20 protein-coding genes and 1 CRISPR repeat array are annotated in these 21,773 nt (G+C 57.7%); of the genes, 9 read left to right on the plus strand and 11 right to left on the minus strand.

Annotated features, from left to right (window positions below):
- Window positions 1-2: 2 nt before the first annotated feature.
- Complete coding sequence (cas6f, locus tag AB6K10_RS04845; RefSeq protein WP_339118091.1) at window positions 3-572, plus strand: type I-F CRISPR-associated endoribonuclease Cas6/Csy4; 570 nt, start codon at window positions 3-5, stop codon at window positions 570-572.
- Between the two features lie 129 nt (window positions 573-701).
- Window positions 702-4,151: a CRISPR direct-repeat array (repeat unit 28 nt; unit sequence GTTAGCTGCCGCCCAGGCAGCTCAGAAA).
- Between the two features lie 64 nt (window positions 4,152-4,215).
- On the opposite strand, the gene AB6K10_RS04850 is transcribed toward cas6f, so the two are convergent.
- Window positions 4,216-4,527, minus strand: a complete 312-nt coding sequence (locus AB6K10_RS04850) for a hypothetical protein (RefSeq protein ID WP_159340681.1) — start codon at window positions 4,525-4,527, stop codon at window positions 4,216-4,218.
- A 145-nt stretch (window positions 4,528-4,672) separates the two neighbouring features.
- Between AB6K10_RS04850 and AB6K10_RS04855 the strand changes: the two genes are divergently transcribed.
- Window positions 4,673-6,319, plus strand: coding sequence for a diguanylate cyclase (locus tag AB6K10_RS04855; RefSeq protein WP_339118092.1), 1,647 nt, complete (start codon window positions 4,673-4,675; stop codon window positions 6,317-6,319).
- On the opposite strand, the gene AB6K10_RS04860 is transcribed toward AB6K10_RS04855, so the two are convergent.
- Window positions 6,268-7,179 (minus strand): esterase family protein, encoded by a 912-nt coding sequence (locus AB6K10_RS04860; RefSeq protein ID WP_305947973.1) that lies wholly within the window; start codon window positions 7,177-7,179, stop codon window positions 6,268-6,270. The two genes, AB6K10_RS04855 and AB6K10_RS04860, sit on opposite strands and share 52 nt — an antisense overlap.
- 152 nt (window positions 7,180-7,331) lie before the next feature.
- Here AB6K10_RS04860 and AB6K10_RS04865 point away from each other — a divergent pair, with 152 nt between their 5' ends.
- The gene (locus AB6K10_RS04865; protein ID WP_339118093.1) at window positions 7,332-8,357 is read left to right on the plus strand and encodes an acyltransferase family protein; all 1,026 of its coding nucleotides are present in this window, start codon (window positions 7,332-7,334) and stop codon (window positions 8,355-8,357) included.
- A 54-nt stretch (window positions 8,358-8,411) separates the two neighbouring features.
- Here AB6K10_RS04865 and AB6K10_RS04870 read toward each other — a convergent pair whose 3' ends face one another.
- On the minus strand, window positions 8,412-9,005 hold the full coding sequence (locus AB6K10_RS04870; protein WP_339118094.1) for a hypothetical protein: 594 nt from the start codon (window positions 9,003-9,005) through the stop codon (window positions 8,412-8,414).
- Window positions 9,006-9,561: 556 nt separating this feature from the next.
- On the opposite strand from AB6K10_RS04870, the gene glnA reads away from it, so the two are divergent.
- From glnA to ntrC, 4 genes are all read left to right on the plus strand, one after another.
- Window positions 9,562-10,968, plus strand: a complete 1,407-nt coding sequence (gene glnA / locus AB6K10_RS04875) for a glutamate--ammonia ligase (RefSeq protein WP_159340685.1) — start codon at window positions 9,562-9,564, stop codon at window positions 10,966-10,968.
- Between the two features lie 107 nt (window positions 10,969-11,075).
- The gene (locus AB6K10_RS04880; RefSeq protein WP_368473612.1) at window positions 11,076-11,609 is read left to right on the plus strand and encodes a DUF4124 domain-containing protein; all 534 of its coding nucleotides are present in this window, start codon (window positions 11,076-11,078) and stop codon (window positions 11,607-11,609) included.
- 209 nt (window positions 11,610-11,818) lie between these two features.
- A complete protein-coding gene (gene glnL / locus AB6K10_RS04885; protein WP_339119594.1) occupies window positions 11,819-12,877 on the plus strand; it encodes a nitrogen regulation protein NR(II) in 1,059 nt (352 codons plus the stop codon).
- Window positions 12,874-14,304 carry a nitrogen regulation protein NR(I) gene (ntrC, locus tag AB6K10_RS04890; RefSeq protein WP_159340687.1) on the plus strand — a complete coding sequence of 477 codons (1,431 nt, stop codon included), beginning with the start codon at window positions 12,874-12,876 and terminating at the stop codon, window positions 14,302-14,304. Before glnL ends, ntrC begins: the two co-directional genes overlap by 4 nt.
- Here ntrC and AB6K10_RS04895 read toward each other — a convergent pair.
- The 4 genes from AB6K10_RS04895 to AB6K10_RS04910 all read right to left on the minus strand — a co-directional run bounded on the left by AB6K10_RS04895 (window position 14,301) and on the right by AB6K10_RS04910 (window position 16,092).
- Window positions 14,301-15,173 (minus strand): ChaN family lipoprotein, encoded by an 873-nt coding sequence (locus AB6K10_RS04895; RefSeq protein WP_339118096.1) that lies wholly within the window; start codon window positions 15,171-15,173, stop codon window positions 14,301-14,303. The two genes, ntrC and AB6K10_RS04895, sit on opposite strands and share 4 nt — an antisense overlap.
- Before the next feature lies 1 nt (window position 15,174).
- Window positions 15,175-15,351, minus strand: coding sequence for a DUF6435 family protein (locus AB6K10_RS04900; protein ID WP_159340689.1), 177 nt, complete (start codon window positions 15,349-15,351; stop codon window positions 15,175-15,177).
- A gap of 73 nt (window positions 15,352-15,424) precedes the next feature.
- Window positions 15,425-15,955 (minus strand): alpha/beta fold hydrolase, encoded by a 531-nt coding sequence (locus AB6K10_RS04905; RefSeq protein WP_339119595.1) that lies wholly within the window; start codon window positions 15,953-15,955, stop codon window positions 15,425-15,427.
- Window positions 15,956-15,960: 5 nt separating this feature from the next.
- Window positions 15,961-16,092 (minus strand): entericidin A/B family lipoprotein, encoded by a 132-nt coding sequence (locus tag AB6K10_RS04910; RefSeq protein WP_159340690.1) that lies wholly within the window; start codon window positions 16,090-16,092, stop codon window positions 15,961-15,963.
- A 701-nt stretch (window positions 16,093-16,793) separates the two neighbouring features.
- On the opposite strand from AB6K10_RS04910, the gene AB6K10_RS04915 reads away from it, so the two are divergent.
- Window positions 16,794-16,925 carry a hypothetical protein gene (locus tag AB6K10_RS04915; protein WP_285264186.1) on the plus strand — a complete coding sequence of 44 codons (132 nt, stop codon included), beginning with the start codon at window positions 16,794-16,796 and terminating at the stop codon, window positions 16,923-16,925.
- 108 nt (window positions 16,926-17,033) lie between these two features.
- Here AB6K10_RS04915 and AB6K10_RS04920 read toward each other — a convergent pair whose 3' ends face one another.
- Window positions 17,034-17,573, minus strand: coding sequence for a phosphatase PAP2 family protein (locus AB6K10_RS04920; RefSeq protein ID WP_339118097.1), 540 nt, complete (start codon window positions 17,571-17,573; stop codon window positions 17,034-17,036).
- A complete protein-coding gene (locus tag AB6K10_RS04925; RefSeq protein WP_339118098.1) occupies window positions 17,536-18,699 on the minus strand; it encodes a glycosyltransferase family 1 protein in 1,164 nt (387 codons plus the stop codon). The genes AB6K10_RS04920 and AB6K10_RS04925 overlap by 38 nt, the downstream gene beginning before the upstream one ends.
- A gap of 482 nt (window positions 18,700-19,181) precedes the next feature.
- On the opposite strand from AB6K10_RS04925, the gene AB6K10_RS04930 reads away from it, so the two are divergent.
- A complete protein-coding gene (locus AB6K10_RS04930) occupies window positions 19,182-19,847 on the plus strand; it encodes an SDR family oxidoreductase (protein WP_339118099.1) in 666 nt (221 codons plus the stop codon).
- Between the two features lie 20 nt (window positions 19,848-19,867).
- On the opposite strand, the gene AB6K10_RS04935 is transcribed toward AB6K10_RS04930, so the two are convergent.
- Together AB6K10_RS04935 and ugpE are read right to left on the minus strand one after the other, a co-directional pair.
- A complete protein-coding gene (locus tag AB6K10_RS04935) occupies window positions 19,868-20,926 on the minus strand; it encodes a sn-glycerol-3-phosphate import ATP-binding protein UgpC (RefSeq protein ID WP_339118100.1) in 1,059 nt (352 codons plus the stop codon).
- Between the two features lie 2 nt (window positions 20,927-20,928).
- Window positions 20,929-21,771: a sn-glycerol-3-phosphate ABC transporter permease UgpE gene (gene ugpE, locus AB6K10_RS04940; RefSeq protein ID WP_159340695.1), complete on the minus strand. Its 843-nt coding sequence runs from the start codon at window positions 21,769-21,771 to the stop codon at window positions 20,929-20,931.
- Between the last annotated feature and the right edge of the window lie 2 nt (window positions 21,772-21,773).

Below are 21,773 nucleotides of genomic sequence, written 5' to 3' on the forward strand. Positions count from 1 at the left end.
CCATGGATCACTATATTGATATCCGGCTGCGACCTGATCCTGACTTTGCTCCAGCGATGCTAATGGGCGCGCTATATAACAAACTGCACCGGGCGCTGTTTGATCTGGAAAGCGACGATATCGGCGTCAGTTTTCCCATGCATAAACACGGCGTTCGCGCGCGAAGCTTGGGCGAACACTTGCGATTGCATGGCACTCAAGCGCGTCTAAAACAGCTGATGAGTGACGCATGGCTAACGGGGATGCGAGACCACGTTAGCGTAAGCGAAGTGCTGGCGGTACCTGACCATGCCAAGCAAATTAATGTGTCGAGGCGGCAGTTTAATACGGGCAGCCCCAGCCGTGCCAAACGCTATGCCAAGCGTCACAACATCACGGAAGAAGAAGCCAAACAGCTATATGCCAAAGTGGCCGACAAACGCATTGAGCTGCCTTTTATGATGATCAATAGTCGCTCCACTCAGCAGCGTTTCAGCTTGTTTATTGAGCACAATAAGCCGACGGATACCGCGCTTGGAGGAGCATTCAACCACTATGGGCTAAGCCCTCAAGCGACGGTGCCCTGGTTTTGACCCTTTTTTTCGTTGACGAAATAGGTAACTAATAATCAACCACTTAGCGGTATCACTTTGAAAAGGGTGGTGCCGCTTTTTTCACCTAAAGCTCTTTAACAATCAGCACACTATATTTGATATGCTCTAGTTAGCTGCCGCCCAGGCAGCTCAGAAAATCAGGTGCGCTGTCACGATCTGCTGCTGAGTGTTAGCTGCCGCCCAGGCAGCTCAGAAATGCTTACTGACGCCTTCCTCACTAGCGTTCGGGTTAGCTGCCGCCCAGGCAGCTCAGAAAACCGTCCCAGCCGCCCGCACCGCTTTCACCAAGTTAGCTGCCGCCCAGGCAGCTCAGAAAGTCGCTGGGGAGGGCGCCTAAGATCGCCGCTTGTTAGCTGCCGCCCAGGCAGCTCAGAAAAGTGGGAAGCGCAAACGGTGGTGAATGAGCAGGTTAGCTGCCGCCCAGGCAGCTCAGAAAGGTACAGGCAACCACTGACACCACACCTGAGAGTTAGCTGCCGCCCAGGCAGCTCAGAAAGTCGATGACGTTGGCAGGCGTGACCAGCTTCAGTTAGCTGCCGCCCAGGCAGCTCAGAAAATGATGGTAAGCGCTGGAGAGCCACTCGCGTGGTTAGCTGCCGCCCAGGCAGCTCAGAAAGTGGCCCGACGCCTGCTTTCGCCTCTGCCAGTGTTAGCTGCCGCCCAGGCAGCTCAGAAAGGCACGTCGATCACCACATCGTCAAACGCCCAGTTAGCTGCCGCCCAGGCAGCTCAGAAAAGTAAGCGGTCAACCTCCACGCCCGCGCCGCCGTTAGCTGCCGCCCAGGCAGCTCAGAAAAAAATCCGTGAGATCAACGACGCGTACACCGCGTTAGCTGCCGCCCAGGCAGCTCAGAAATTGATAAGGGTTGTGCCGTATAGACTGCGTACGTTAGCTGCCGCCCAGGCAGCTCAGAAATGACGGTGGTCCCATTCATTCTCAGACTTGAGGTTAGCTGCCGCCCAGGCAGCTCAGAAACCGCACCGAACCATGCCCATAAGAGTCATTAGCGTTAGCTGCCGCCCAGGCAGCTCAGAAATAGTGCAAAAAATCGAAGCGCGTGGCGCGCCTGTTAGCTGCCGCCCAGGCAGCTCAGAAAATCATTGACGTGTGATTGCTGCCTAATGCCATGTTAGCTGCCGCCCAGGCAGCTCAGAAAGTTAACAGCCCGGCTACCAGCGTTTGGCCGCCGTTAGCTGCCGCCCAGGCAGCTCAGAAACGTGCTCGAGCACAGCAGGCAGCGGCCCACGCGTTAGCTGCCGCCCAGGCAGCTCAGAAAACAATGCCCGCGCAAGCGCGGAAGCTCTTTTAGTTAGCTGCCGCCCAGGCAGCTCAGAAACCACGAATTGATCCGTGGTGCGGGTCATTTCCGTTAGCTGCCGCCCAGGCAGCTCAGAAACAGCCCGGTTAGCTCTTGCAGCTGGTCGCGGGGTTAGCTGCCGCCCAGGCAGCTCAGAAAAGTAGAGCCGCCGGAGTCGCCACCAGTAGAACGTTAGCTGCCGCCCAGGCAGCTCAGAAAATTAAAAAAGGCGCTGACAATAAAGGTAAAACGTTAGCTGCCGCCCAGGCAGCTCAGAAATCTGTGATGGCTTGGCTAGCATCTTCCGCCAGGTTAGCTGCCGCCCAGGCAGCTCAGAAAACCTCGGCTTGGGCCACGCCTAGCGTATTGATGTTAGCTGCCGCCCAGGCAGCTCAGAAAAACATGAGCTACCTATTACAGGTCGCGCTAGAGTTAGCTGCCGCCCAGGCAGCTCAGAAAGTCATACGTCAGCGGTATGCCGTTGTCGTATAGTTAGCTGCCGCCCAGGCAGCTCAGAAAATCATCACCCGCTGCAGCGATGCCAGGTACTCGTTAGCTGCCGCCCAGGCAGCTCAGAAATTCTGTAAGGGGGTAGCCCTCTTCATCTACATGTTAGCTGCCGCCCAGGCAGCTCAGAAAACTCTAATTGCTCAATCGCATGGTTGATCATCGTTAGCTGCCGCCCAGGCAGCTCAGAAAACGTTAAAGACCGCCTTCTGCACTTAGGAGGTGTTAGCTGCCGCCCAGGCAGCTCAGAAACACGCCCCCTCTAGGCTGCCGTGGGTATTGCGGTTAGCTGCCGCCCAGGCAGCTCAGAAATAAACGGCAGCTATGGCCGGGTAGAGTTCGAGGTTAGCTGCCGCCCAGGCAGCTCAGAAACAGTTATAATGACGGTGTTTATCTATAGCAGTGTTAGCTGCCGCCCAGGCAGCTCAGAAATGGCTCCGGTTTTGCAATTCTTTGTGATGTTCGTTAGCTGCCGCCCAGGCAGCTCAGAAAAGCGTGAAACAATGCCGGAAAGAGTAGCAGACGTTAGCTGCCGCCCAGGCAGCTCAGAAAATCAATGCTGCCGAGCTTGTCAGTTGCTTCAGGTTAGCTGCCGCCCAGGCAGCTCAGAAATTGGCTCTGAGATTAGTGGTTTAGCCGATGCTGTTAGCTGCCGCCCAGGCAGCTCAGAAAAACAAGAGCCCACCGATCCCGGCGATGGTAACGTTAGCTGCCGCCCAGGCAGCTCAGAAAAGTGAGACAAATAGCCGGTATTACTGAACCGGGTTAGCTGCCGCCCAGGCAGCTCAGAAAAGTTCAGCGCCACTCTGCTAATGAAATCAACATGTTAGCTGCCGCCCAGGCAGCTCAGAAATCCCCGCTAGGCTCGCGGGTCGTCGTCCGCATGTTAGCTGCCGCCCAGGCAGCTCAGAAATGAACATCTTGACGGTGTGAGAAGTCTTGATGGTTAGCTGCCGCCCAGGCAGCTCAGAAATCCGGCCCCATCAGAACCAGGTGTAACGATGAGTTAGCTGCCGCCCAGGCAGCTCAGAAAACGAGAAGCAGCTGTCCAGTCTGCTTGACACGGTTAGCTGCCGCCCAGGCAGCTCAGAAAATTTTGACGACTCCGGCAAACCTACCCAGCCTGTTAGCTGCCGCCCAGGCAGCTCAGAAAGCGAGGAGCTTTCCCGCGAGTGGCAAGCCATTGTTAGCTGCCGCCCAGGCAGCTCAGAAATTCACGCCGTTCTGCTTCTGGATGACTGGATTGTTAGCTGCCGCCCAGGCAGCTCAGAAAGCTCGCGCTAATGCCGACAGCGCTTTGTCTAAGTTAGCTGCCGCCCAGGCAGCTCAGAAACACTACGTGGACGTGGCCACAGGCGAGATTCAGTTAGCTGCCGCCCAGGCAGCTCAGAAAATGGCATCGCGTTGCTCAAGTACGCAGTCCAGGTTAGCTGCCGCCCAGGCAGCTCAGAAAGCCGCGATTCAAAGCGAAGCGACGACCCGGGCGTTAGCTGCCGCCCAGGCAGCTCAGAAATTAACCAGGCCGCGCCTGGCGAGTTGGTCAAGGTTAGCTGCCGCCCAGGCAGCTCAGAAAAGTGGGTCGCGTGACATGGCAAGCCGACCGTAGTTAGCTGCCGCCCAGGCAGCTCAGAAAAACTACCGGTGGTCACTCGTTGATCGTGGCCGGTTAGCTGCCGCCCAGGCAGCTCAGAAAAGGCGCAAGCGTTCGTTCTCTTGCTGGTCGCCGTTAGATGCCGCCCAGGCTGCGTTCAATATGAGAATAGTTAGCGCTGGCAGTGGTGGGTAGTGCCAAGCCCCGCTAGCGGGGCCGTCATCACTTACTCCTTCTCCTCATCCTCTTCCCAGCGTTCCATGGCGCGTTTGTCGTCAGGTAGGCGGACCATGTCGCCCACAGTGAGCTTGTGATGCGATTTAAAGCGGTGGCCGTGCTGGTCGAGAATGGCGGCGACGCTGCCGATGCTCACGGCATCTTCCTCCCGGTAGGCTTCGACCTTGACCCGTACGATACGGCCTTGATAACGGGCAGAGAGTATAGCGCCGGGGTAAGGGGGCGTGTGGTCGGGGTCGTTTTTGAAGAAGGCGGCGACGCTGGCGCTGCCGGGGTCGTCCCATTCGACGTGTTGATGCATGGTCAGTGTCCTTACATAAGTCGTTAGAAAACAAGCAGACGCTTTCAGTGTAGTGTGCGTTGGCGGCACTCGGCCAATGTGCATAGACAGCTGTGGCCTATGCGCTTAACTTACGAGTTTAAGGGAACCTGGTGGAGAGGCCGCGATGCATCCGTACCGAGCGCTATTCGAGCAGTCGGGCACACCGCTTTTCGTCGTCGAGCGTTCAGCCCCTGATGCAATGAACGTGTACGCGAACGCAGCCTTTCGGCGCGTGGTGGGATGGGCCGCCGATAACAGCGAGATGGCGCTGGCCAACTGCTTTCCCCTCGACGTGACTAACGTGCTGGCCGCCGTACAGGCTTGTGACCAGCAGCAGGCCGTTCAGGAACTGATGGTGACCTGGGCAGACGCCTCACGGCGTTGGCAACTGCAGCTCTCGCCCGTGGTGGACGGCGAGTATCGCGCCGTGTATGGGGCGTTGCATCAGCCCGCGCTTCCGTTTGGCGAGTCGTTGGATGCGTTGCTCTCGCAGCTACCGGGCTTCATTTACCAGTTGCACTACTCGCGCACGGGCAGCTGGCGTTACACCTATGTGGGGCAGCGGGTCGAGGAGATGTTTGGGGTGAGCGTGGAAGAAGCGCTGGCCGATGCGCAGACGCTGCTAGCCAACATTCACCCTGGGGATCGCGATGCGGTCATCGAAAGTTCGCTGGAGAGCGCACGCACGATGACGCCGTGGAAACAGGAATTTCGAATGTTCCACCGTCGTGGCGAAATGCTGTGGGTGGAAGCCAGTGACCAACCCCGACGCGAGCCGGATGGCAGCGTGCTGTGGACGGGGTACGCCAACGATATTACCCAGCGCAAAGCGCTGGAATCGGCACTGAAATCCAGCGAGCAGCGTTTTCGCCAGTTGGTGGAGCAGGCGAACGATATCATCTACACGCTCAGCGCGGACGGCACGATGACCTATATCTCTCCTAACTGGCAGCGCATTTTAGGCCACGAAGTGAGCGATGTGCTCGGCCGTAATATGAGTGCCGTGCTGCACCCGGAGGATTTGGAAGCGTGCCGCCGCTATATCGAGAAAGTGTTCGTGACGGCCGAGCCGCAGGGGCTGATCGAGTACCGCGTACAGCATGCCAACGGCGAGTGGCGTTGGCACTTCACCAACGGTGCGCCACTGTTGGATGACCAGGGCAATGTGACCAGCTTTCTCGGTATTTCCCACGATATTACCCCGCGGCGCGAGATGGAGCAGCGAGTACTGCATCTTGCCCAGCACGACACCCTGACCGACCTGCCCAACCGGGCGATGTTCTTTGATGAGCTGGGGCAGGCGCTGGCCAAGGCGCTGCGCTCGGGTGGTCAGTTGGCGTTCTTGTTCATCGACTTGGATAACTTCAAGCCGGTGAATGACCGCTGGGGACACGGTGTGGGGGATCAATTGCTGAAAGACGTTGCCCAGCGTATGCGATGTCGGCTGCGCGGCACGGATATGGTGGGGCGGATTGGCGGTGATGAGTTTGTGGCGCTGTTGGGCGGCCCGGTCATGGAAGAGGAGGCGCTGGCCGTTGCCAACCAGCTCTGCCGTGCGCTGGCCGAGCCGTTTGCTCTGACGGTGGGCGACGTGCGCGTCTCCGCCAGTATCGGCGTAGCGCTCTTTCCGCAGCATGCCCGGGATGAAGCCTCCTTGGTTCACTGTGCGGATCAGGCGATGTACCACGCCAAAGCCCAAGGTCGCAATCGCGCGGTTCTCTACTCCGCTGGCGCCTCGGATAGGGCCGTTTGCGGCGAGCCGACGTACTGAAACATGAACGTCAGTGCTGCGGGCAGGCTGGCTCGCCAAACACGCCAGGTATGGCCACCGGGATACAGGTCGAGCCGCACCGCGCCGGGCTGTATACGCTCCATGGCCTGACGAAGCTGGCGGGCATGGAACTCGGCATCGTACACATCGCTGCGACCAGCGCTGATATAGAGCGGCACCGGGGGTGTGTCGCTTCGTTCGGCTTCCGGGCGCGGCGTCACGCGCAGTCGGTAGCTTTCCAAATGGGCAGTGTAATTGAGCCGCTCCCAGAGCGTCTGATCGAACGCCCCTTGCGCGTTCAAAAACGCCGGATGCCGGTGGGCTGACGAATTCTCAGGCGGGGCGGGAACGTAGCTGGCAGGGCTGAGGGCGGCCGCAGCGGCGAACAGCTCCGGCCGTTCGAGGGCGAAGTTGACGGCTCCATACCCTCCGGCCGAGAGTCCGGCGACGCCGCGCTGCTGGCGTGTCGTGCCGACATGATAGGTTGCCTCGATATGCGGCATCAGGTCGTTGAAAAAGGCGCTGCGGGCGGCTTCGTTATATCCGTCGACCCACCAGCTGCGGCTGCCGGGCATCACGAAGACGGCCGGGGGCACATGTCCCGCGTCGATCAACCGGTCGGCGGTGTTGGGAAGGTTCCCCTTGGTGGCCCAGTCGAGCTCGTTACCAAACGAGCCATGCAGTAGATACACCACCGGATAGGGCGTCGAGGCGTGTGGATCATAATCGTCCGGTAAATAGACCGTGTACGGATAGTCGTACCCTAGGGTGGGCGAGAAGAACTGTTCACGGGACACGTCGCCAGCCAGGGTCGCGCCGCTGAGCATCAGCCCGCTCATCACGCCGATCGTCGTGCTCATCCAGCGGATAAAGCGAGCGAGGGAAAAGTGTCTGCGCACGAAGCCTCCAGGAATTTACCGTCGGTTAAAGGGTCGGACAGCGGTGTAACTCGGCGTGTTCATTGCCGTAAGCCCATACATCAGCTTAGCAGCGGTGGTTTGGTGGAGGTTCGATGCAAAAAATCGAGGAGATCTATTGGCTGCGCGCTTACGGCTGTGTCGCCGTCTTTCTATTCCATTGGCTCGATCATATCAACCAGCGTGTGGATAACGTCGCCACGGACCTGATGCGCATACCGCTGGTGCTGGGCACGCCGGTTTTCTTGTTCATTTCGGTCTTCGTCTTTGCCGTTCGATACGATCAACAGGTGCCGCCAGGCTTTCTGCTGCAGCGGGTGAAGTACGTCATGTTGCCCTATGTGGTGTACGGGAGTATCTACTCCATGGCCCAGTGGCGGCAGCTGGCGGGAAGCGAGAACGCCGTGGGGTTTTGGGAAAATGCCAAAGTCTATTTTCTTTACGCCGAGTGGCATGGCTACTTTTTGATTATCGCCATGCAGTTCTATGCGGCGTACTGGGCGTACACGCGCTGGCGGCTATGGCGCTATCACCCGGTACCGTGGCTGGTGGCTGCCTGCTGGGTGAGCATGGCGTATTGGGGCTTGGCCTATGCCTTCGAGATCGAGCCGCCGGGCTACTTGCTCTGGGTGGCACCGCTGGGCTGGGTGTATCTGTTTTTTTTGGCCCTGGTTCTGGTGCGTTACTACCCGTTAACGCCCTCGGCTACGCTGGTCGAGCGGCCCGTATGGCTGCAACTCCTTTCCCAACCGCGTTGGCTTTTCCTGTTCGTCGGCGTAATCGTGCTGGCCACGTTCGAGCATTGGCTGGCGTTCTCATCGAAGGAAGTCTGGGTCATTCCCTTCTTCGTACTGTTCACCCTGGCGCTGATGCGTGGCTTGAAAGGACGCAGAGCGCCTGGCTGGGTGCGCTATATCAATGCTTACTCGTTTGGTATTTATCTGGCGCATCCGATGTTTTTCACGCTCACCGATACGTTCGTGGGCGTGACGACACTGCCGCTGGTGGTTTACGCGGTGCTGCTCATCGTCGTAGGCAGCGTTGGCTCTATTTTGCTCAACAAAGCGGCCAATACCACGACGATGGGGGCCATGCTGTTGGGTAAGCGGTTGAAGGTATGAGTACAGGGTAGGGTAGGTGACAGGGCGGGCATCGATGCGCGGAACCAGAAAAGGCTAGGGCGAGGTGGATGACTGGCTGTTTGGTGAGCCACGGGCCAACCCCAACGATTCGCCGCTCAAGGTTTTAAGCCGGGTCGGGCAAGCGTAAAGGCGCTGTAAAAAATCGAGCAGGGCTGGCTCATCCAGCTCGGGATCGAAGCCACCAATGCGCTCTAACCAGGTGCGCCGAATGGCAATGTAGGGCGGTACGGACACGGCCGTACTGAGAAAGTGCAGCAGCAATCGCTCCGAAAACCGGGGCGTAGCCGCGTTGATGAGCAGTGCATCCATCGCCGTGTTGAGCTGAGGATAGAGCAGGTACCAAAGCTGTGCCGCCATAGGTTCTTTATGCAGCGCAATCAGCAGCCACTCTGCTTGACTGATATAAGCCGCCTGATTGAGGCGCGCGCCGAGCATTTGCGAGGGGGTCACCAGGCAGTGGGCATGATAACGCTGTTCGAGGGCGGTGAGCCGCTCGTCCGCCTGCGCGCAGGTGACGATGATCGGCATCACATGGTCGGCCAGGCCGGACTGGCGAATGGAGCGCAAGTGGCGCGGTAGCAAAGCCCCTGTCACTGAAGCGTCTACGATAAAGCAAACCGTACCCATGCACGCGGCTTCCTTTTGTTATGAAGCATCTCCGATTGTAATTTATTGTAGATGTGGGTTTCTTTGCGTAGCAAGAGAAACTTTTTTAACAACAGGGAGGTGCAAGCGCCTCTCCTCTAACCAATTTGGTGCGCTCTGTGGCTTGCGTGCACTATTTTTGTGCATATGAGACACGAGATGCCCTTTCCGTACGAAGCGTGACGATGTGTTGCCACATTAAGACGCAGACGTTTAGTGATTTTTCGTATTTAAAAACAATGGCTTGCTGTTTTTTATGGCCATTATGGTGCAGGATTGGCATGCTCTGTGCTTATGAATCATAGATAGTTTCATCAGCGGCTATTGAAGCGTAGGCAGACGCCTCCAGGCGTGCTACAACGATAGCCGGTCTGAAATGATCGCTGGGCGGTTTGTTATCCATCGTCAGACAAACGTTAAGCGAACAAAAAAGACAAACGCGCCACATGCAATTGCGTGTTGAACGATTTGTTGAATAACACTTTTATCGATAGCTTACAGTTACACGCTTTAAGCCACGCTCATACCGGAGGACACTATGTCAGCCAAGACTCTCGCGCTAATCGAAGAACATGATGTTAAGTGGGTAGACCTGCGTTTCACCGACACGCGCGGTAAAGAGCAGCACGTCACCGTACCGGCACGTGACGTGAACGAAGAGTTTTTTGAAAATGGCCAGATGTTCGATGGCTCTTCCATCAACGGTTGGAAGGGCATCAACGAGTCTGACATGATCCTGCGTCCGGAAGACGGCACCGGTTTCTTGGACCCTTTCACCGAAGACGCTACCCTGATTCTGCGTTGCGACATCATCGAGCCGGCGACCATGCAGGGCTACGATCGCGACCCGCGCTCCATCGCTAAGCGTGCCGAAGCGTACCTGCAGTCTACCGGTCTGGGCGACACGGCCTTCTTCGGTCCGGAGCCGGAATTCTTCATCTTCGACGAAGTACACTGGAAAGCCGACATCCAAGGTGCCATGTACAAAATCACCTCTGATGAAGGTGCATGGGCGACCAGCAACCAAGTCGAAGGTGGCAACCTGGGCCACCGTCCCCGCGTGAAAGGCGGCTACTTCCCGGTTCCCCCGGTCGATAGCTTCCACGATATCCGTGGCGCGATGTGTAATACCCTGGAAGCGATCGGTCAGACCGTGGAAGTACACCACCACGAAGTAGCTAACGCGGGTCAGAACGAAATCGGCGTTAAATTCAACACGCTGGTGAAGAAAGCTGACGAAGTTCAGGAAATGAAGTACGTGATCCACAACGTGGCACACGCTTACGGCAAAACCGCTACCTTCATGCCGAAGCCGCTGGTAGGCGACAACGGTTCGGGTATGCACGTACACCAGTCGTTCTGGAAAGATGGCCAGAACCAGTTTGCTGGCGACGAGTACGCGGGCCTGTCTGAAATGGCGCTGTACTACATTGGCGGTATCATCAAGCACGCTCGTGCCCTGAACGCCTTCACCAACGCTTCTACCAACTCGTACAAGCGTCTGGTACCGGGCTTCGAAGCACCGGTCATGCTGGCCTACAGTGCCCGTAACCGTTCTGCGTCTATCCGTATTCCGTACACCGCTAGCCCGAAAGGCAAGCGTGTCGAGACTCGCTTCCCGGATCCGACCGCCAACCCCTACCTGGCGTTTGCCGCGATGCTGATGGCGGGTATCGACGGTATCAAGAACAAGATCCACCCTGGCGATGCCATGGATAAGAACCTGTACGACCTGCCGCCGGAAGAAGGCAAGTCCGTACCGACCGTTGCCAACAGCCTGGATCAAGCACTGGAAGCACTCGATGCTGACCGTGCGTTCCTGACCGAAGGTGGCGTGTTCACCGACGATATGATTGATGCCTACATCGAACTGAAGATGGAAGACGTTGAGCGTATCCGCATGACGACTCACCCGATTGAGTTCGACATGTACTACTCTTGCTAAGAACGGTCTTTAATGACGGTGCTAAAATCACCCTTGCGGTGTGATTAGCCAGAAAACCCCGCCTCGGCGGGGTTTTTTTATGGAAGCGAAATACGCAGGGGCTAGTAATGATAAGCAGACGACGTTTGCAAAACAGAATAGGTTTATCCACAGCGGCGGTGCTTCTACTGTGCCTGTGGGTAAGCGTGGCCCAGTCGCAAACGGTGTATCGCGTGGTGGATGAGCAGGGCAACGTGACGTTTACCGATAACCCTGAGCGGGGTGGGGATGCCATTACGCTGGCACCGCTGCCCAGCATACCATCGGCGTCGCGCCCTTCAACAGCGGCACCGCGCAGCCTGGGCAGGCCGGGTCAGCCGTTTATGCCTTATGACCGTTTTACGATTGCTAATCCCGCTAGCGGTGCTTCCGTGCGGGGCGGTATGACGCCAGTGGAAGTGCAGGTGGTGCCACCGCTGCGAGACGACCATCAGATTCAACTGCGGGTGAATGGCGAACTCAGCCAGTCGGCCCTGCATAGTGACGCTTTCTGGTTGGCAGGCTTGCCTGCAGGGGCGCACCAAGTGTACGCCGAGCTGCTGGATAGCCAGGGCCGTGTGCAGCACCGCACCGATCCGGTGACTATTTTTATCGCTGAATAGTCTTGTGCACTATAATGGTGCATTAGGGCGGCGAGGGCGACAGCGCATTGCGCTATAAAGGCTCGCCATGCGCCCGTCATCTGCCCACAAGCCGTGCAAGCCGCGGTTTGCGCTGAATTGGCGCGCTTTTTGCAGCTCCTCCCCTAACACCCCTCTTTAATGGATCAGTGCCCATGAGTATTGGTCGGAGCGACGCTTCAGGACACGCCATGTATCAGCGTTTACTCGAACACCTCACCACCGCAGTTCTGCTGCTCGACGGTGAACTCTGCGTGCGCTGGATGAACCCGGCCGCGGAAGCGCTGCTGGCGGTGAGCTTCAGCCGCGTGCAGGGCATCAGTTTGGATACGTTGCTCGGCGGTGATGAAAGCATCGATGAAGTGCTGGCCAAAGCGCGCGATGCGTTCCATCCCTACACACAGCGCGAGGCGCGTATTACGCCGCTCAATAGCGACCCGCTGACCGTCGATTATACGGTCACGCCGCTCTCTGCCGATGAACTGCTGTTGGAGGTCGAGCCGCGGGATCGCTTGATGCAGATCTCCCGGGAAGAGGCGCTCACCACTCGCCAAGAGACCATCAAGGTGCTGGCGCGGGGCTTGGCTCACGAGGTGAAGAACCCATTAGGCGGCATTCGCGGTGCGGCGCAACTGCTGGAGCGTGATTTAGACGACCCGGCGCTGCGGGAATTTACCCATATCATCGTGGAGGAGGTCGACCGCCTGCGGGATTTGGTCGACTCCATGCTGGGCCCCAATCGCATTATCAAACACGAGCCCGTCAACATTCATAAAGTGTTGGAGCGCGTGCGGGCGCTGCTGATTGCCGAGCATCCGCAGGTCACCATCAGTCGCGACTACGACCCTAGCCTACCGGACCTGTCCGGTGACGAATCGCAAATGATCCAAGCGGTGCTCAACGTAGCGCGCAACGCCGTTCAGGCCATGAGCGATGCGGGCACGTCCGCTCCCGAACTGACGCTTCGGACCCGTGCGCGCCGTCAGTTTACCCTGGGGGCCGAACGGCACCGCTTGGTGAGTGAAGTGGGCGTGATCGATAACGGCCCTGGTATTCCCGAGGCGCTGCGCGACACGCTTTTTTACCCGATGGTCTCTGGCCGCGCGGAAGGCAGCGGCCTAGGGCTATCGATTGCCCAGTCAATATTGCACCAACATCAAGGATTGATCGAATGCGACTCACGACCCGGACATACCGAATTTCGTTTACTGATTCCATTGGTTATTAATTGCACCGGAGAAGCGTCATGACTGAGGCGACACGTACCGATGTTGCACGAGTGGTTATTGTCGATGATGACCGCGCTATCCGCTGGGTGTTGGAGCGCGCGCTGGCGCAACCCGACTTGGAGGTCGAGTGTATCGAGCGAGCGGATACGGCGCTTGCGCGACTGTTGGACAATCCGCCGGATGTGCTGGTCACCGATATCCGTATGCCGGGCATCGACGGGCTGGATTTGATGTCGCGGGTGCGTGACGCCCATCCGGACCTGCCGGTCATCGTCATGACCGCACACTCCGACCTGGACAGCGCCGTGGCCTCTTATCAGGGCGGGGCGTTCGAGTACTTGCCCAAGCCGTTCGATGTGGACGAAGCGCTCGCGCTGGTGCGCCGTGCGGTCGCCCATGCCCGTGAACGTCAGCGCCCGGTGAGCGTGCCAGAGGGGTTGAGCGCCGAAATCATCGGTGAAGCGCCCGCCATGCAGGAAGTCTTTCGCGCCATTGGTCGGCTATCCCATTCGCATATTACGGTACTGATCAACGGCGAGTCGGGCACGGGTAAAGAGCGGGTGGCCCAGGCGCTGCACCAGCACAGCCCCCGGTCTGGCAAGCCGTTTATTGCACTGAATATGGCGGCGATTCCGCGCGACTTGATCGAATCCGAGCTGTTTGGGCACGAAAAAGGGGCCTTTACCGGTGCGGCCCAGCAGCGCCAAGGCCGCTTCGAGCAGGCCAACGGCGGCACGCTGTTTCTGGATGAGATCGGCGATATGCCGGCCGAAACGCAAACGCGTCTGCTGCGCGTGCTGGCCGACGGCGAGTTTTACCGGGTGGGCGGTCACACGCCGGTGAAAGTCGATGTGCGGATCATCGCGGCAACGCATCAAAATCTCGAATCGCTCGTCGACGATGGGCGCTTCCGGGAGGATCTGTTCCACCGCCTGAACGTGATTCGCGTTCATCTTCCGCGTTTAGCCGAACGGCGCGAAGACATTCCTCGGCTCACCCGCCACTTCCTGGCCGAAGCCGCCAAAGAGTTGTCTACCGACATCAAAGTGTTGACCCCCGAAGCAGAAGCGCATTTAACGCGTCTGCCCTGGCCAGGGAACGTCCGTCAATTGGAAAATATCTGCCGCTGGCTGACGGTGATGGCTTCCGGTCGGGAAATCCTGGTCGAAGACCTGCCGCCCGAACTACGGACGGTAGGAGCCTCCGAGAGCAGCGTACACGGCGATTGGCGTACGGCATTTCGAGACTGGGCCGATCATGCGTTGGCCGAAGGGCATACGCATCTGCTGGAAGAAGCGGTGCCCGATTTCGAGCGTATTCTGATCGAAACGGCGCTCAAGCATACCGGTGGACGTAAGGGCGAAGCCGCCGAGCTGCTGGGCTGGGGGCGCAACACCTTGACCCGTAAGCTTAAAACGCTGCTGCCTGCGCTGGCGGATGACGCCTAATTCGTGGGCCCGCGGGTAAGGGATGGGGGGAGAACAAAGACGGCATCGGCAAGCGCTGGGTCTGGGACACGGCACTCCGCCTGTTCCCAGGGCAGCAGGCTGAGGGTGTGCTGGATCCCCATCCCTTCGAGCTGATGCTCTACGCCGTGGCCGTAGATGACGTGGCCAAGGCCCATTAAGCCAACGGCTAACGCGCCCTCTTTGACGGCTTCTGCCAGGCCGTGCGCCATGGCGGTGTCCCAGGCGAGCTGCGCTTGGGTAAAGCGGGACAACATCGCAGGGTTCTCTTGCCCCATGCCATGCTGCTCGAATACCTGGGTCAAACGCTGCTGATAGGCTGCATGGGCGGGTAGCGGGGCAGGAATTCCGTAGCGCTGGTCAGCGGGTACCTGATCAAAGCCCTCTTGGACGAGCCGTTGGCGCAGTTCTGGCGTGATGTTGAGGGCGACGAGCGGAATCGCTTGTAGTCGCGCGAAGTGAAAAATGGGCAGGTAAAGCGCAGCATCGAACCCCCACGCCTCTTCCCAGTGGCTTTCGGCCAGCAGCGCTGTCTCGGTCAGCTCGCCCGCTACCCAGCGGTCCAACACTGGCTGAGCGCTTCTAGGCAGCATCTCCAAGCCAATCACCATGTCGGCACGGTGCGCGTAGAGTCCCGCTAAGGTGTGTAGCTGCCAGCGGTGGTGGTCTTCGGCGTCGTGCTGTTCACCCAGCAGTACGACTTGCTGCTGAGCGGCCTGGGCAAGCAGCGTTGGTGCGTCCACGGCACCGCCTGCCTGCCACCACTGTCCGGTTGACGGGCAGTCGCCATAGGCGTGACCCGTGGCAAGCGCTAGCGTCAGCAGAATCCACGGCCACCTTGGGCGCATCATGTTAGCCCTTCTGCGCTTTGAGCCGGTTGATCTCGGCCAGAAGCTCTTCTGCTTCTTCGGTCAGCGTGGCATTGGCCCGCATATCGCCGTTACGGGAAGCCTCCATCGCTGCCTGGAGTTTGCGTTCATAGGCCTGCTGGAGCTTCTTTTGGGGATCGCGATTGAATAGTCCAAACATGAGCACTCTCCTTTTTCGTGTATATCCTTTGTATAGATATGAGGTGGCAATGTCGACTATTTGTCGTATTTTTTTATGTCGCCCCTCGCTGACCGTCAGAGCACTGCGCTAGAAAGCGTCTGAAATCCGCTAGAATCGTGTCCAGGCTGCCGTGCAAACGGTGGTCGTCATCGATCATTCGTAGCGAGAGTCGCTGTACACGGGCGCGTTCGATCACGGGCCCTGGGGGAACGACATCGTCCTGCCAGCCATGAATGATATGTGTGTACTGCGCTTGGATCGTGGGGGACGTTTCAGGATACTCGGGCAACCCCAGCGCAGGGGCGAGTAGAAAACAGCCCAATACGGGCGTTTGGGCACTGACCGCCGCACTCAACCAGCCTCCCAGGCTAGAGCCTGCTAAAACGCAGCGGGTGGGATCATCGCCGCGCGACTGTAGCGTTCTGGTGAGGTGTGCCAGCCGGTCGGTTGGCTCGTCCATGCCGCGGTAATCCATGATGACCGGCTCACAGTCATCCAACTGTTCGGCGACCCCTTTGAGTGCCTGCATTTTCAGGGCGCCGGGGCCACTTTCCAGCCCGTGTGAAAGGTAGACGGTCATCATCATGGTCAGTCCGCCGAGCGCTGAATGGCTTCGCCGCCCTGTTCGATATCTTGCCCCATACCGCGAACGGTATTGCAGCCACTCATTACCAATAGCGTTGCCAACAGTAGGATGCCTAGTGCGATGGTACGTTTCATCGGTCTTTCCTCATGCCTCAGTATGCCCATGCGAGCGTCTTGGTGTGATGAGTAACATAAGCGTTGTGGCATTCGGCCGCCACTCGGAAACGCGGGTTTTGGTCACGTTGTGCCAACGACGGGGGCAAGGAGGCGACGTGCCGTGCGGTTTTGTCGCATGTGCCAGTTTGCTACATGAAAATTAGCCATCGTTGGCATGGCGCGACCTCCTCGTGAGCTTGAGTTATTTTTTAAGTTTATGTTTTTAATAAATTTATTTTCTATTTTTCACGATTGGCCCAAAGCCTGCAGTATTCTAGATAGATATGAAGACCTGCAGTCGCCACGACATCAGTATGACAGGAACGTTTAACAGCGTGAGCAGGCTGACAAGCAACTCAGGAAGGCAGGATGCCTAGTATGTAACAGGGAGGTGAAGGACGCTCAGCCTGCTCACTCTTATCGACATAGGACGTGTCGATCATCGATGCCAAGGAGCGGCCGCGATGCAAAACAGCCATCTCGCTTTTGTGAGGTGGTTTTTTTGCGTCGATATGTATACGTAAGTTCCTGATATAGATGGTTGTCATGTGCTCATGGCGTGACTTGCACAGCATTTGTACAGATGAAGGTTCGGTTTTGGTCTATCCTTTCGTTTACACCAAAATTGAGCGGTTAGAAGACGTCAACGTCGCAGCCGTGTACTTTCAGGGACAAACGCTATGGCGATGGTATTGATGTTGGGCATGTTCGTCCTGTTTTTGGGGTTTTCAGGGGTCGGTGTGTACATGATGTTCAAGACATCATTGATGACCGTCGCCGATGATCGAGACGATAGGCCGCCCGATATGTAGTGCTCCGTGAAAAAAGCTACGCGCTCCATCGACAAATGGAGCGCGTAGCTTTTTACGTTCAAGAGCGCTGTGGTAGGAGAACAGCGGTTTAGAGGATGTGGGGCTTAGCTACCCCATCCAGTACAGGCTCAGTAACGCGAAGCCGTAACCCATCACACCGCCGACAAGTACATCGCTGACATAGTGCAGCCCAAGCCCCACACGAGAGATGGCAATCAGCAGGCTCAGTGGCAGAACGATGGGTAGCAGCCAGGGGGTATGTACGGCTACCAGGACGCTAAACATGACGGCGTGCATGGTGTGTCCGCTGGGGAAGCTGTAACGGTCTCGTGCAGGTTCGCCACAGTGCACGCCGCCCAGATAGGTAATGAAGGGGCGCTCGCGACATAGCTTGGTTTTGACCAGTTTGTAAACCGTGACGGCCACGAGGGCAATCAGCGAGTATTGCAGCATGCGCCATACGCCGTCCGGTTGTAGCCAGGGCTGCGCCGCAATCAACAGCACCCACACCGGCCAATCACCCAGTTTGCTGGCGGTTTGTAAGGCCAAGCGCCAGGGGCGATAAAGCGAGAGATGCGTCACTCGCTGGCAAAACCGCCACTCCCAGAGATCAAGACGATCGAATACGACAAGCGGACGAGCTCGCATGATTAGCCTCCTGGGCGTAGTTGAGGTAGCGCAGAAATTGCTCCGCGATGCCCGACCAGCTCTGTTCCAGGGCGCGTAAACGGGCAATTCTTCCTATTCGTGCGTATTCGGCGGGATGTTGGCAAAGCGCAACGGCGGCTTGCTGAAACGCCATGGCGTCGTTGGGTTCGACCGTAATCCCGTTATGACCGCTCTGGATCAGTTCGGCGCTAGCAGCGTGGCGATACGCCACCACCGCGAGTCCGCTCGCCATGGCCTCGGTGACCACATTACCCCAGGTTTCCGACAGCGAGGGAAACACAAACATATCGGCGCTGGCGTAGTGTCGAGCCAGCGCCTGTTTATCGACGAATCCCGTAAAATGCGCGTCAGGGAGCGCTTTCTCTAATTGTGCTCGCCCGGGGCCGTCGCCGACGACCACGAGGGCCATGTCGGGACGTACGTCACGCATGGCCTGGAGGGTTTCTTGCAGCAACGCGAGATTCTTCTCTGGCGCTAGCCGACCCACGTAAAGCGCGACTGGCTGATGTTCGCTGACGCCCCACGCTTTTCTCAGCGCATCATCGCGGTGGGCGGGCGAAAATTTATCGCCGTCGATCCCCCGCGACAAAACTTGTACGTCGTGGATACCCTGCTGGCGCAGCAGCGCGGCCTGTTGCTGGGTAGGCACCAGAGTGAGCGCGCAACCGTTGTGGAAGTAGCGCAAGTAGCGGCGTGTGGCAGATGATAGCCAGGAGACACCGTAATCATGGCAATAGTGATCGAAATTGGTATGCCAACCCGCTACCAGTGGAAGTTCGAGCTGTGTGGCCGCCTGCCGAGCCGCCCAACCAAGCGGCCCTTGGGTCGCTAGATAAACCACGTCGGGCCGATGCTGCTGCCAAAAACGACGCAGCGTGGCGGGGCGAGCAAAGCCCACCTGTACATCACGGTAGCCTGGGATCGAGCAGCGATTGACCTGTAGTTCTTGCTCGACACCCTGGGCGGTGCCAGCCACTCTTGGCGTTGGACGAATCACATCCACTGTGACTTCCAGACGCTGTAACTCACGGCACACCCGGTTAAGCGTGTGGGCGACGCCGTTGATTTCTGGTGACCATGTTTCGCTAACGATACAAAGTCGCATGAGCGATGCATCCCTTTATCACGTTTTCGAACATGATGCGCAGTCACAATGACACTGCCGAGTCAGGTAAGTGAACAAGCGATGACAGCAGAGGTGCGCGCATGCGATCAGGATAGATCCTTCAATTCTTGGCTTTAATAGTTGCCCAATCGCAATGAGTACAATGACATATTGTTCTCAATTAAGTATTGATGAAACGCAACATGCAGCGTTAACAAAAATGAAATGTGATACGTCTATAGTGAATGACGAAGAGGTTTGTAGTGCCTCTATCGTGCCTTCGCAACGCGCAATTGTAGTGGCTTATAGCTTTATTCTAGCGTTAGAAGTGCTGCTCCAGGCAACGGCTGATTAAAGACGCCGACTATGTTTAAAGATTGACTTTTAAGACTCGAAAGTCATTTATCGCCGATGTGTCAATGACACATCGGCTTTTTTCGTTATGCTGTTTTATTATTTAATCGCGTGTTTAAGGAGAGAGGATGTCGTCCACCGTTGTAATTACAGGCGCAAATCGTGGCGTAGGATTAGCCCTTGCTGAGCATTATCAACAGGAGGGATGGAAAGTCATCGGCGTGTGTCGCCAAACGTCTGATGAATTAGCACGTGTCGCCGACAACGTGATAGAAGGCATTGATGTGACCCAGGACGACGATATCGCGCGCCTTTCTGCGGCGCTAGCCGGGCACACCATTGACCTGTTGATCAATAACGCGGGCCTGCTGCGCGATGATGTGTTGGGAGATATCGAGATCGACAGCCTACGCCAGCAGATGGAAATCAATGCCTATGCGCCGCTGCGAGTCTCCGAAGCGCTGCTGCCGCTGATGAAAAAGGGCAGTAAAATCGCCAATATTACTAGCCGGATGGGCTCTTTGGCCGATAACGACTCAGGTGGCCGCTACGGCTATCGTGCGTCAAAAGCGGCGCTGAACGCCTTTGGTAAATCGTTAGCCATCGATCTCAAGCCGCGCGGCATCGCCGTGGCACAGCTGCATCCGGGCTATGTGAAAACCCGCATGGTCAATTTTGGTGGCCACATCAGCCCGCAGGAATCAGCGACGGGCATTGCCGCCTGCATCAAAGCGCTTAACTTAGAGAATAGCGGCGGCTTCTGGCACTCCAATGGCGAACAGTTGCCTTGGTAGTAATCGGCCAGCTTGGCTGCCTACACCTCTCCAGTACGTTTACCAGTGGTGCTGTTGAACGGGTGAAGTGCATCGCTGGTGACGTACACCTGCAGTGTTTCACCTTCGCTGACCGGCGGCTGGCCTGCGGTACGCACCACCGTGGGTTGGTCGCTGCCTGCCAAGTTTAGGTAGAGATGGCTCTCTGCCCCGGCGGCTTCAAACAGCATCAAGGTAGCGTTCAGCGTTATATAGGGCGCGGCTGGCGGGGCGAGCAGCATATCGTCCGGGCGGATGCCGACGGTATCAGTCTCTTTCGGCAACTGACTCAGCACGCCCTGGGTATCCTGCTGAGCAAGGTAATCCAGCGGCAGCATGTTCATGGCCGGGGAGCCAATAAACTCCGCTACAAACATGGTAGCTGGGCGGGCGTAGATCTCCATCGGGGTGCCTACCTGCTCGATTTGCCCGGCATTCAGCACCACGAGCCGGTCGCCCAGCGTCATCGCTTCGAGCTGGTCGTGGGTCACGTAGAGGCTGGTGGTTTTTAACCGCCGCTGAAGCTGCTTGATCTCGACGCGCATCTGCACGCGCAGCTTGGCATCCAGGTTAGAGAGCGGCTCGTCGAACAGAAACGCAGCGGGCTCGCGCACTAACGCACGGCCCATCGCCACCCGCTGGCGCTGGCCACCGGAGAGCTTGCGCGGTTTGCGCTCCAAAAAGTCCTCAATCTCCAGCATCTTAGCCGCCGTGCGCACCCGCTGGTCGATGTCGTCTTTCTTGAAGCCGCGATTCTTCAGGCCATATGCCAGGTTGTTGTACACCGTCATATGCGGGTAGAGGGCGTAGTTTTGGAACACCATGGCGATATCCCGCTCGGCGGGCTCTAGCTGGTTCACTACACGCTCGCCGATTTTTAGGGTGCCCTCGGTGATGGTCTCTAGGCCTGCCACCATGCGCAGCAGGGTGGATTTACCGCAGCCGGAAGGCCCGACCAGCACCACAAACTCGCCGTCCTGAATGTGTAAATCGACCCCTTTGACCGCCGCCACGTTGCCCGCGTAGGTTTTTTTCAGCCCTTCCAAGGTAATGCTGGCCATGGTTATTTCTCCGTCTCGGTCAGGCCTTTCACAAACAGGCGTTGCATAAACAGAATCACTAATACCGGTGGCAGAGCCGCCATCACCACGGCGGCCATAATGAGGTGCCACTGGGGGTTCTCTTCAGAGGTCATGCGCTGAATGCCCATCACAATGGTGTAGTAGTCCGGGTCGGTGGTGATCAGCAGCGGCCATAGATACTGGTTCCAGCCGTAAATAAACATGATCACGAACAGCGCGGCGATATTGGTGATGGAGAGCGGCATCAAAATGTCTTTGAAGAATTTCAGCGGGCCTGCGCCATCCACCCGGGCCGCTTCCAACATCTCTTCGGGGATGGTCATAAAAAACTGCCGAAACAGAAACGTCGCGGTGGCGGAAGCAATGAGCGGTATCGATAGCCCGGCAAAGCTATTGAGCATGTTGAGATCCGCGACCACCTGGAAGGTAGGAATAATGCGTACCTCCACCGGCAGCATCAGGGTAAGAAAGATGAGCCAGAAGAAGAACATCCGAAAGCGGAAGCGGAAGTACACAATCGCAAAGGCGGAGAGCAGCGAGATCGACAGCTTACCCACGGTAATCGCCATGGCCATGATAAAGCTGTTCCATAGCATGGTGCCGGCCGGTGGCGCGCCCGCGTTAGATACGCCGGATTGCCACATGCGGGTAAAGTTTTCGATGCCGTGGGCACCGGGCAGCATCGGCAGCGTGCCGCGCAGCAGGTCGCCCGGCGCTTGGGTCGAGGCCACCAGCGCCACGTAGACGGGAAACACCACCACCGCGACGCCTACCATCAGCGTTAAGTGGGCAAAAAAGTTCGCCCAGGGACGATTTTCAACCATGT

Source organism: Halomonas sp. BMC6 (genome assembly GCF_964204995.1).
Classification (GTDB): Bacteria; Pseudomonadota; Gammaproteobacteria; order Pseudomonadales; family Halomonadaceae; genus Vreelandella.

Bases quoted from the DNA above. Each gene is read 5' to 3' on its own strand.
- AB6K10_RS04880 (WP_368473612.1), top strand. From the start codon at position 11,076: ATGATAAGCAGACGACGTTTGCAAAACAGAATAGGTTTATCCACAGCG.
- glnA (WP_159340685.1), top strand. From the start codon at position 9,562: ATGTCAGCCAAGACTCTCGCGCTAATCGAAGAACATGATGTTAAGTGG.
- AB6K10_RS04935 (WP_339118100.1), bottom strand. From the start codon at position 20,926: ATGGCCAGCATTACCTTGGAAGGGCTGAAAAAAACCTACGCGGGCAAC.
- AB6K10_RS04925 (WP_339118098.1), bottom strand. From the start codon at position 18,699: ATGCGACTTTGTATCGTTAGCGAAACATGGTCACCAGAAATCAACGGC.
- AB6K10_RS04930 (WP_339118099.1), top strand. From the start codon at position 19,182: ATGTCGTCCACCGTTGTAATTACAGGCGCAAATCGTGGCGTAGGATTA.
- AB6K10_RS04865 (WP_339118093.1), top strand. From the start codon at position 7,332: ATGCAAAAAATCGAGGAGATCTATTGGCTGCGCGCTTACGGCTGTGTC.
- AB6K10_RS04905 (WP_339119595.1), bottom strand. From the start codon at position 15,955: ATGATGACCGTCTACCTTTCACACGGGCTGGAAAGTGGCCCCGGCGCC.
- AB6K10_RS04860 (WP_305947973.1), bottom strand. From the start codon at position 7,179: ATGAGCACGACGATCGGCGTGATGAGCGGGCTGATGCTCAGCGGCGCG.
- AB6K10_RS04870 (WP_339118094.1), bottom strand. From the start codon at position 9,005: ATGGGTACGGTTTGCTTTATCGTAGACGCTTCAGTGACAGGGGCTTTG.
- AB6K10_RS04895 (WP_339118096.1), bottom strand. From the start codon at position 15,173: ATGATGCGCCCAAGGTGGCCGTGGATTCTGCTGACGCTAGCGCTTGCC.
- ugpE (WP_159340695.1), bottom strand. From the start codon at position 21,771: ATGGTTGAAAATCGTCCCTGGGCGAACTTTTTTGCCCACTTAACGCTG.
- cas6f (WP_339118091.1), top strand. From the start codon at position 3: ATGGATCACTATATTGATATCCGGCTGCGACCTGATCCTGACTTTGCT.
- glnL (WP_339119594.1), top strand. From the start codon at position 11,819: ATGTATCAGCGTTTACTCGAACACCTCACCACCGCAGTTCTGCTGCTC.
- AB6K10_RS04910 (WP_159340690.1), bottom strand. From the start codon at position 16,092: ATGAAACGTACCATCGCACTAGGCATCCTACTGTTGGCAACGCTATTG.
- ntrC (WP_159340687.1), top strand. From the start codon at position 12,874: ATGACTGAGGCGACACGTACCGATGTTGCACGAGTGGTTATTGTCGAT.
- AB6K10_RS04850 (WP_159340681.1), bottom strand. From the start codon at position 4,527: ATGCATCAACACGTCGAATGGGACGACCCCGGCAGCGCCAGCGTCGCC.
- AB6K10_RS04900 (WP_159340689.1), bottom strand. From the start codon at position 15,351: ATGTTTGGACTATTCAATCGCGATCCCCAAAAGAAGCTCCAGCAGGCC.
- AB6K10_RS04855 (WP_339118092.1), top strand. From the start codon at position 4,673: ATGCATCCGTACCGAGCGCTATTCGAGCAGTCGGGCACACCGCTTTTC.
- AB6K10_RS04920 (WP_339118097.1), bottom strand. From the start codon at position 17,573: ATGCGAGCTCGTCCGCTTGTCGTATTCGATCGTCTTGATCTCTGGGAG.
- AB6K10_RS04915 (WP_285264186.1), top strand. From the start codon at position 16,794: ATGGCGATGGTATTGATGTTGGGCATGTTCGTCCTGTTTTTGGGGTTT.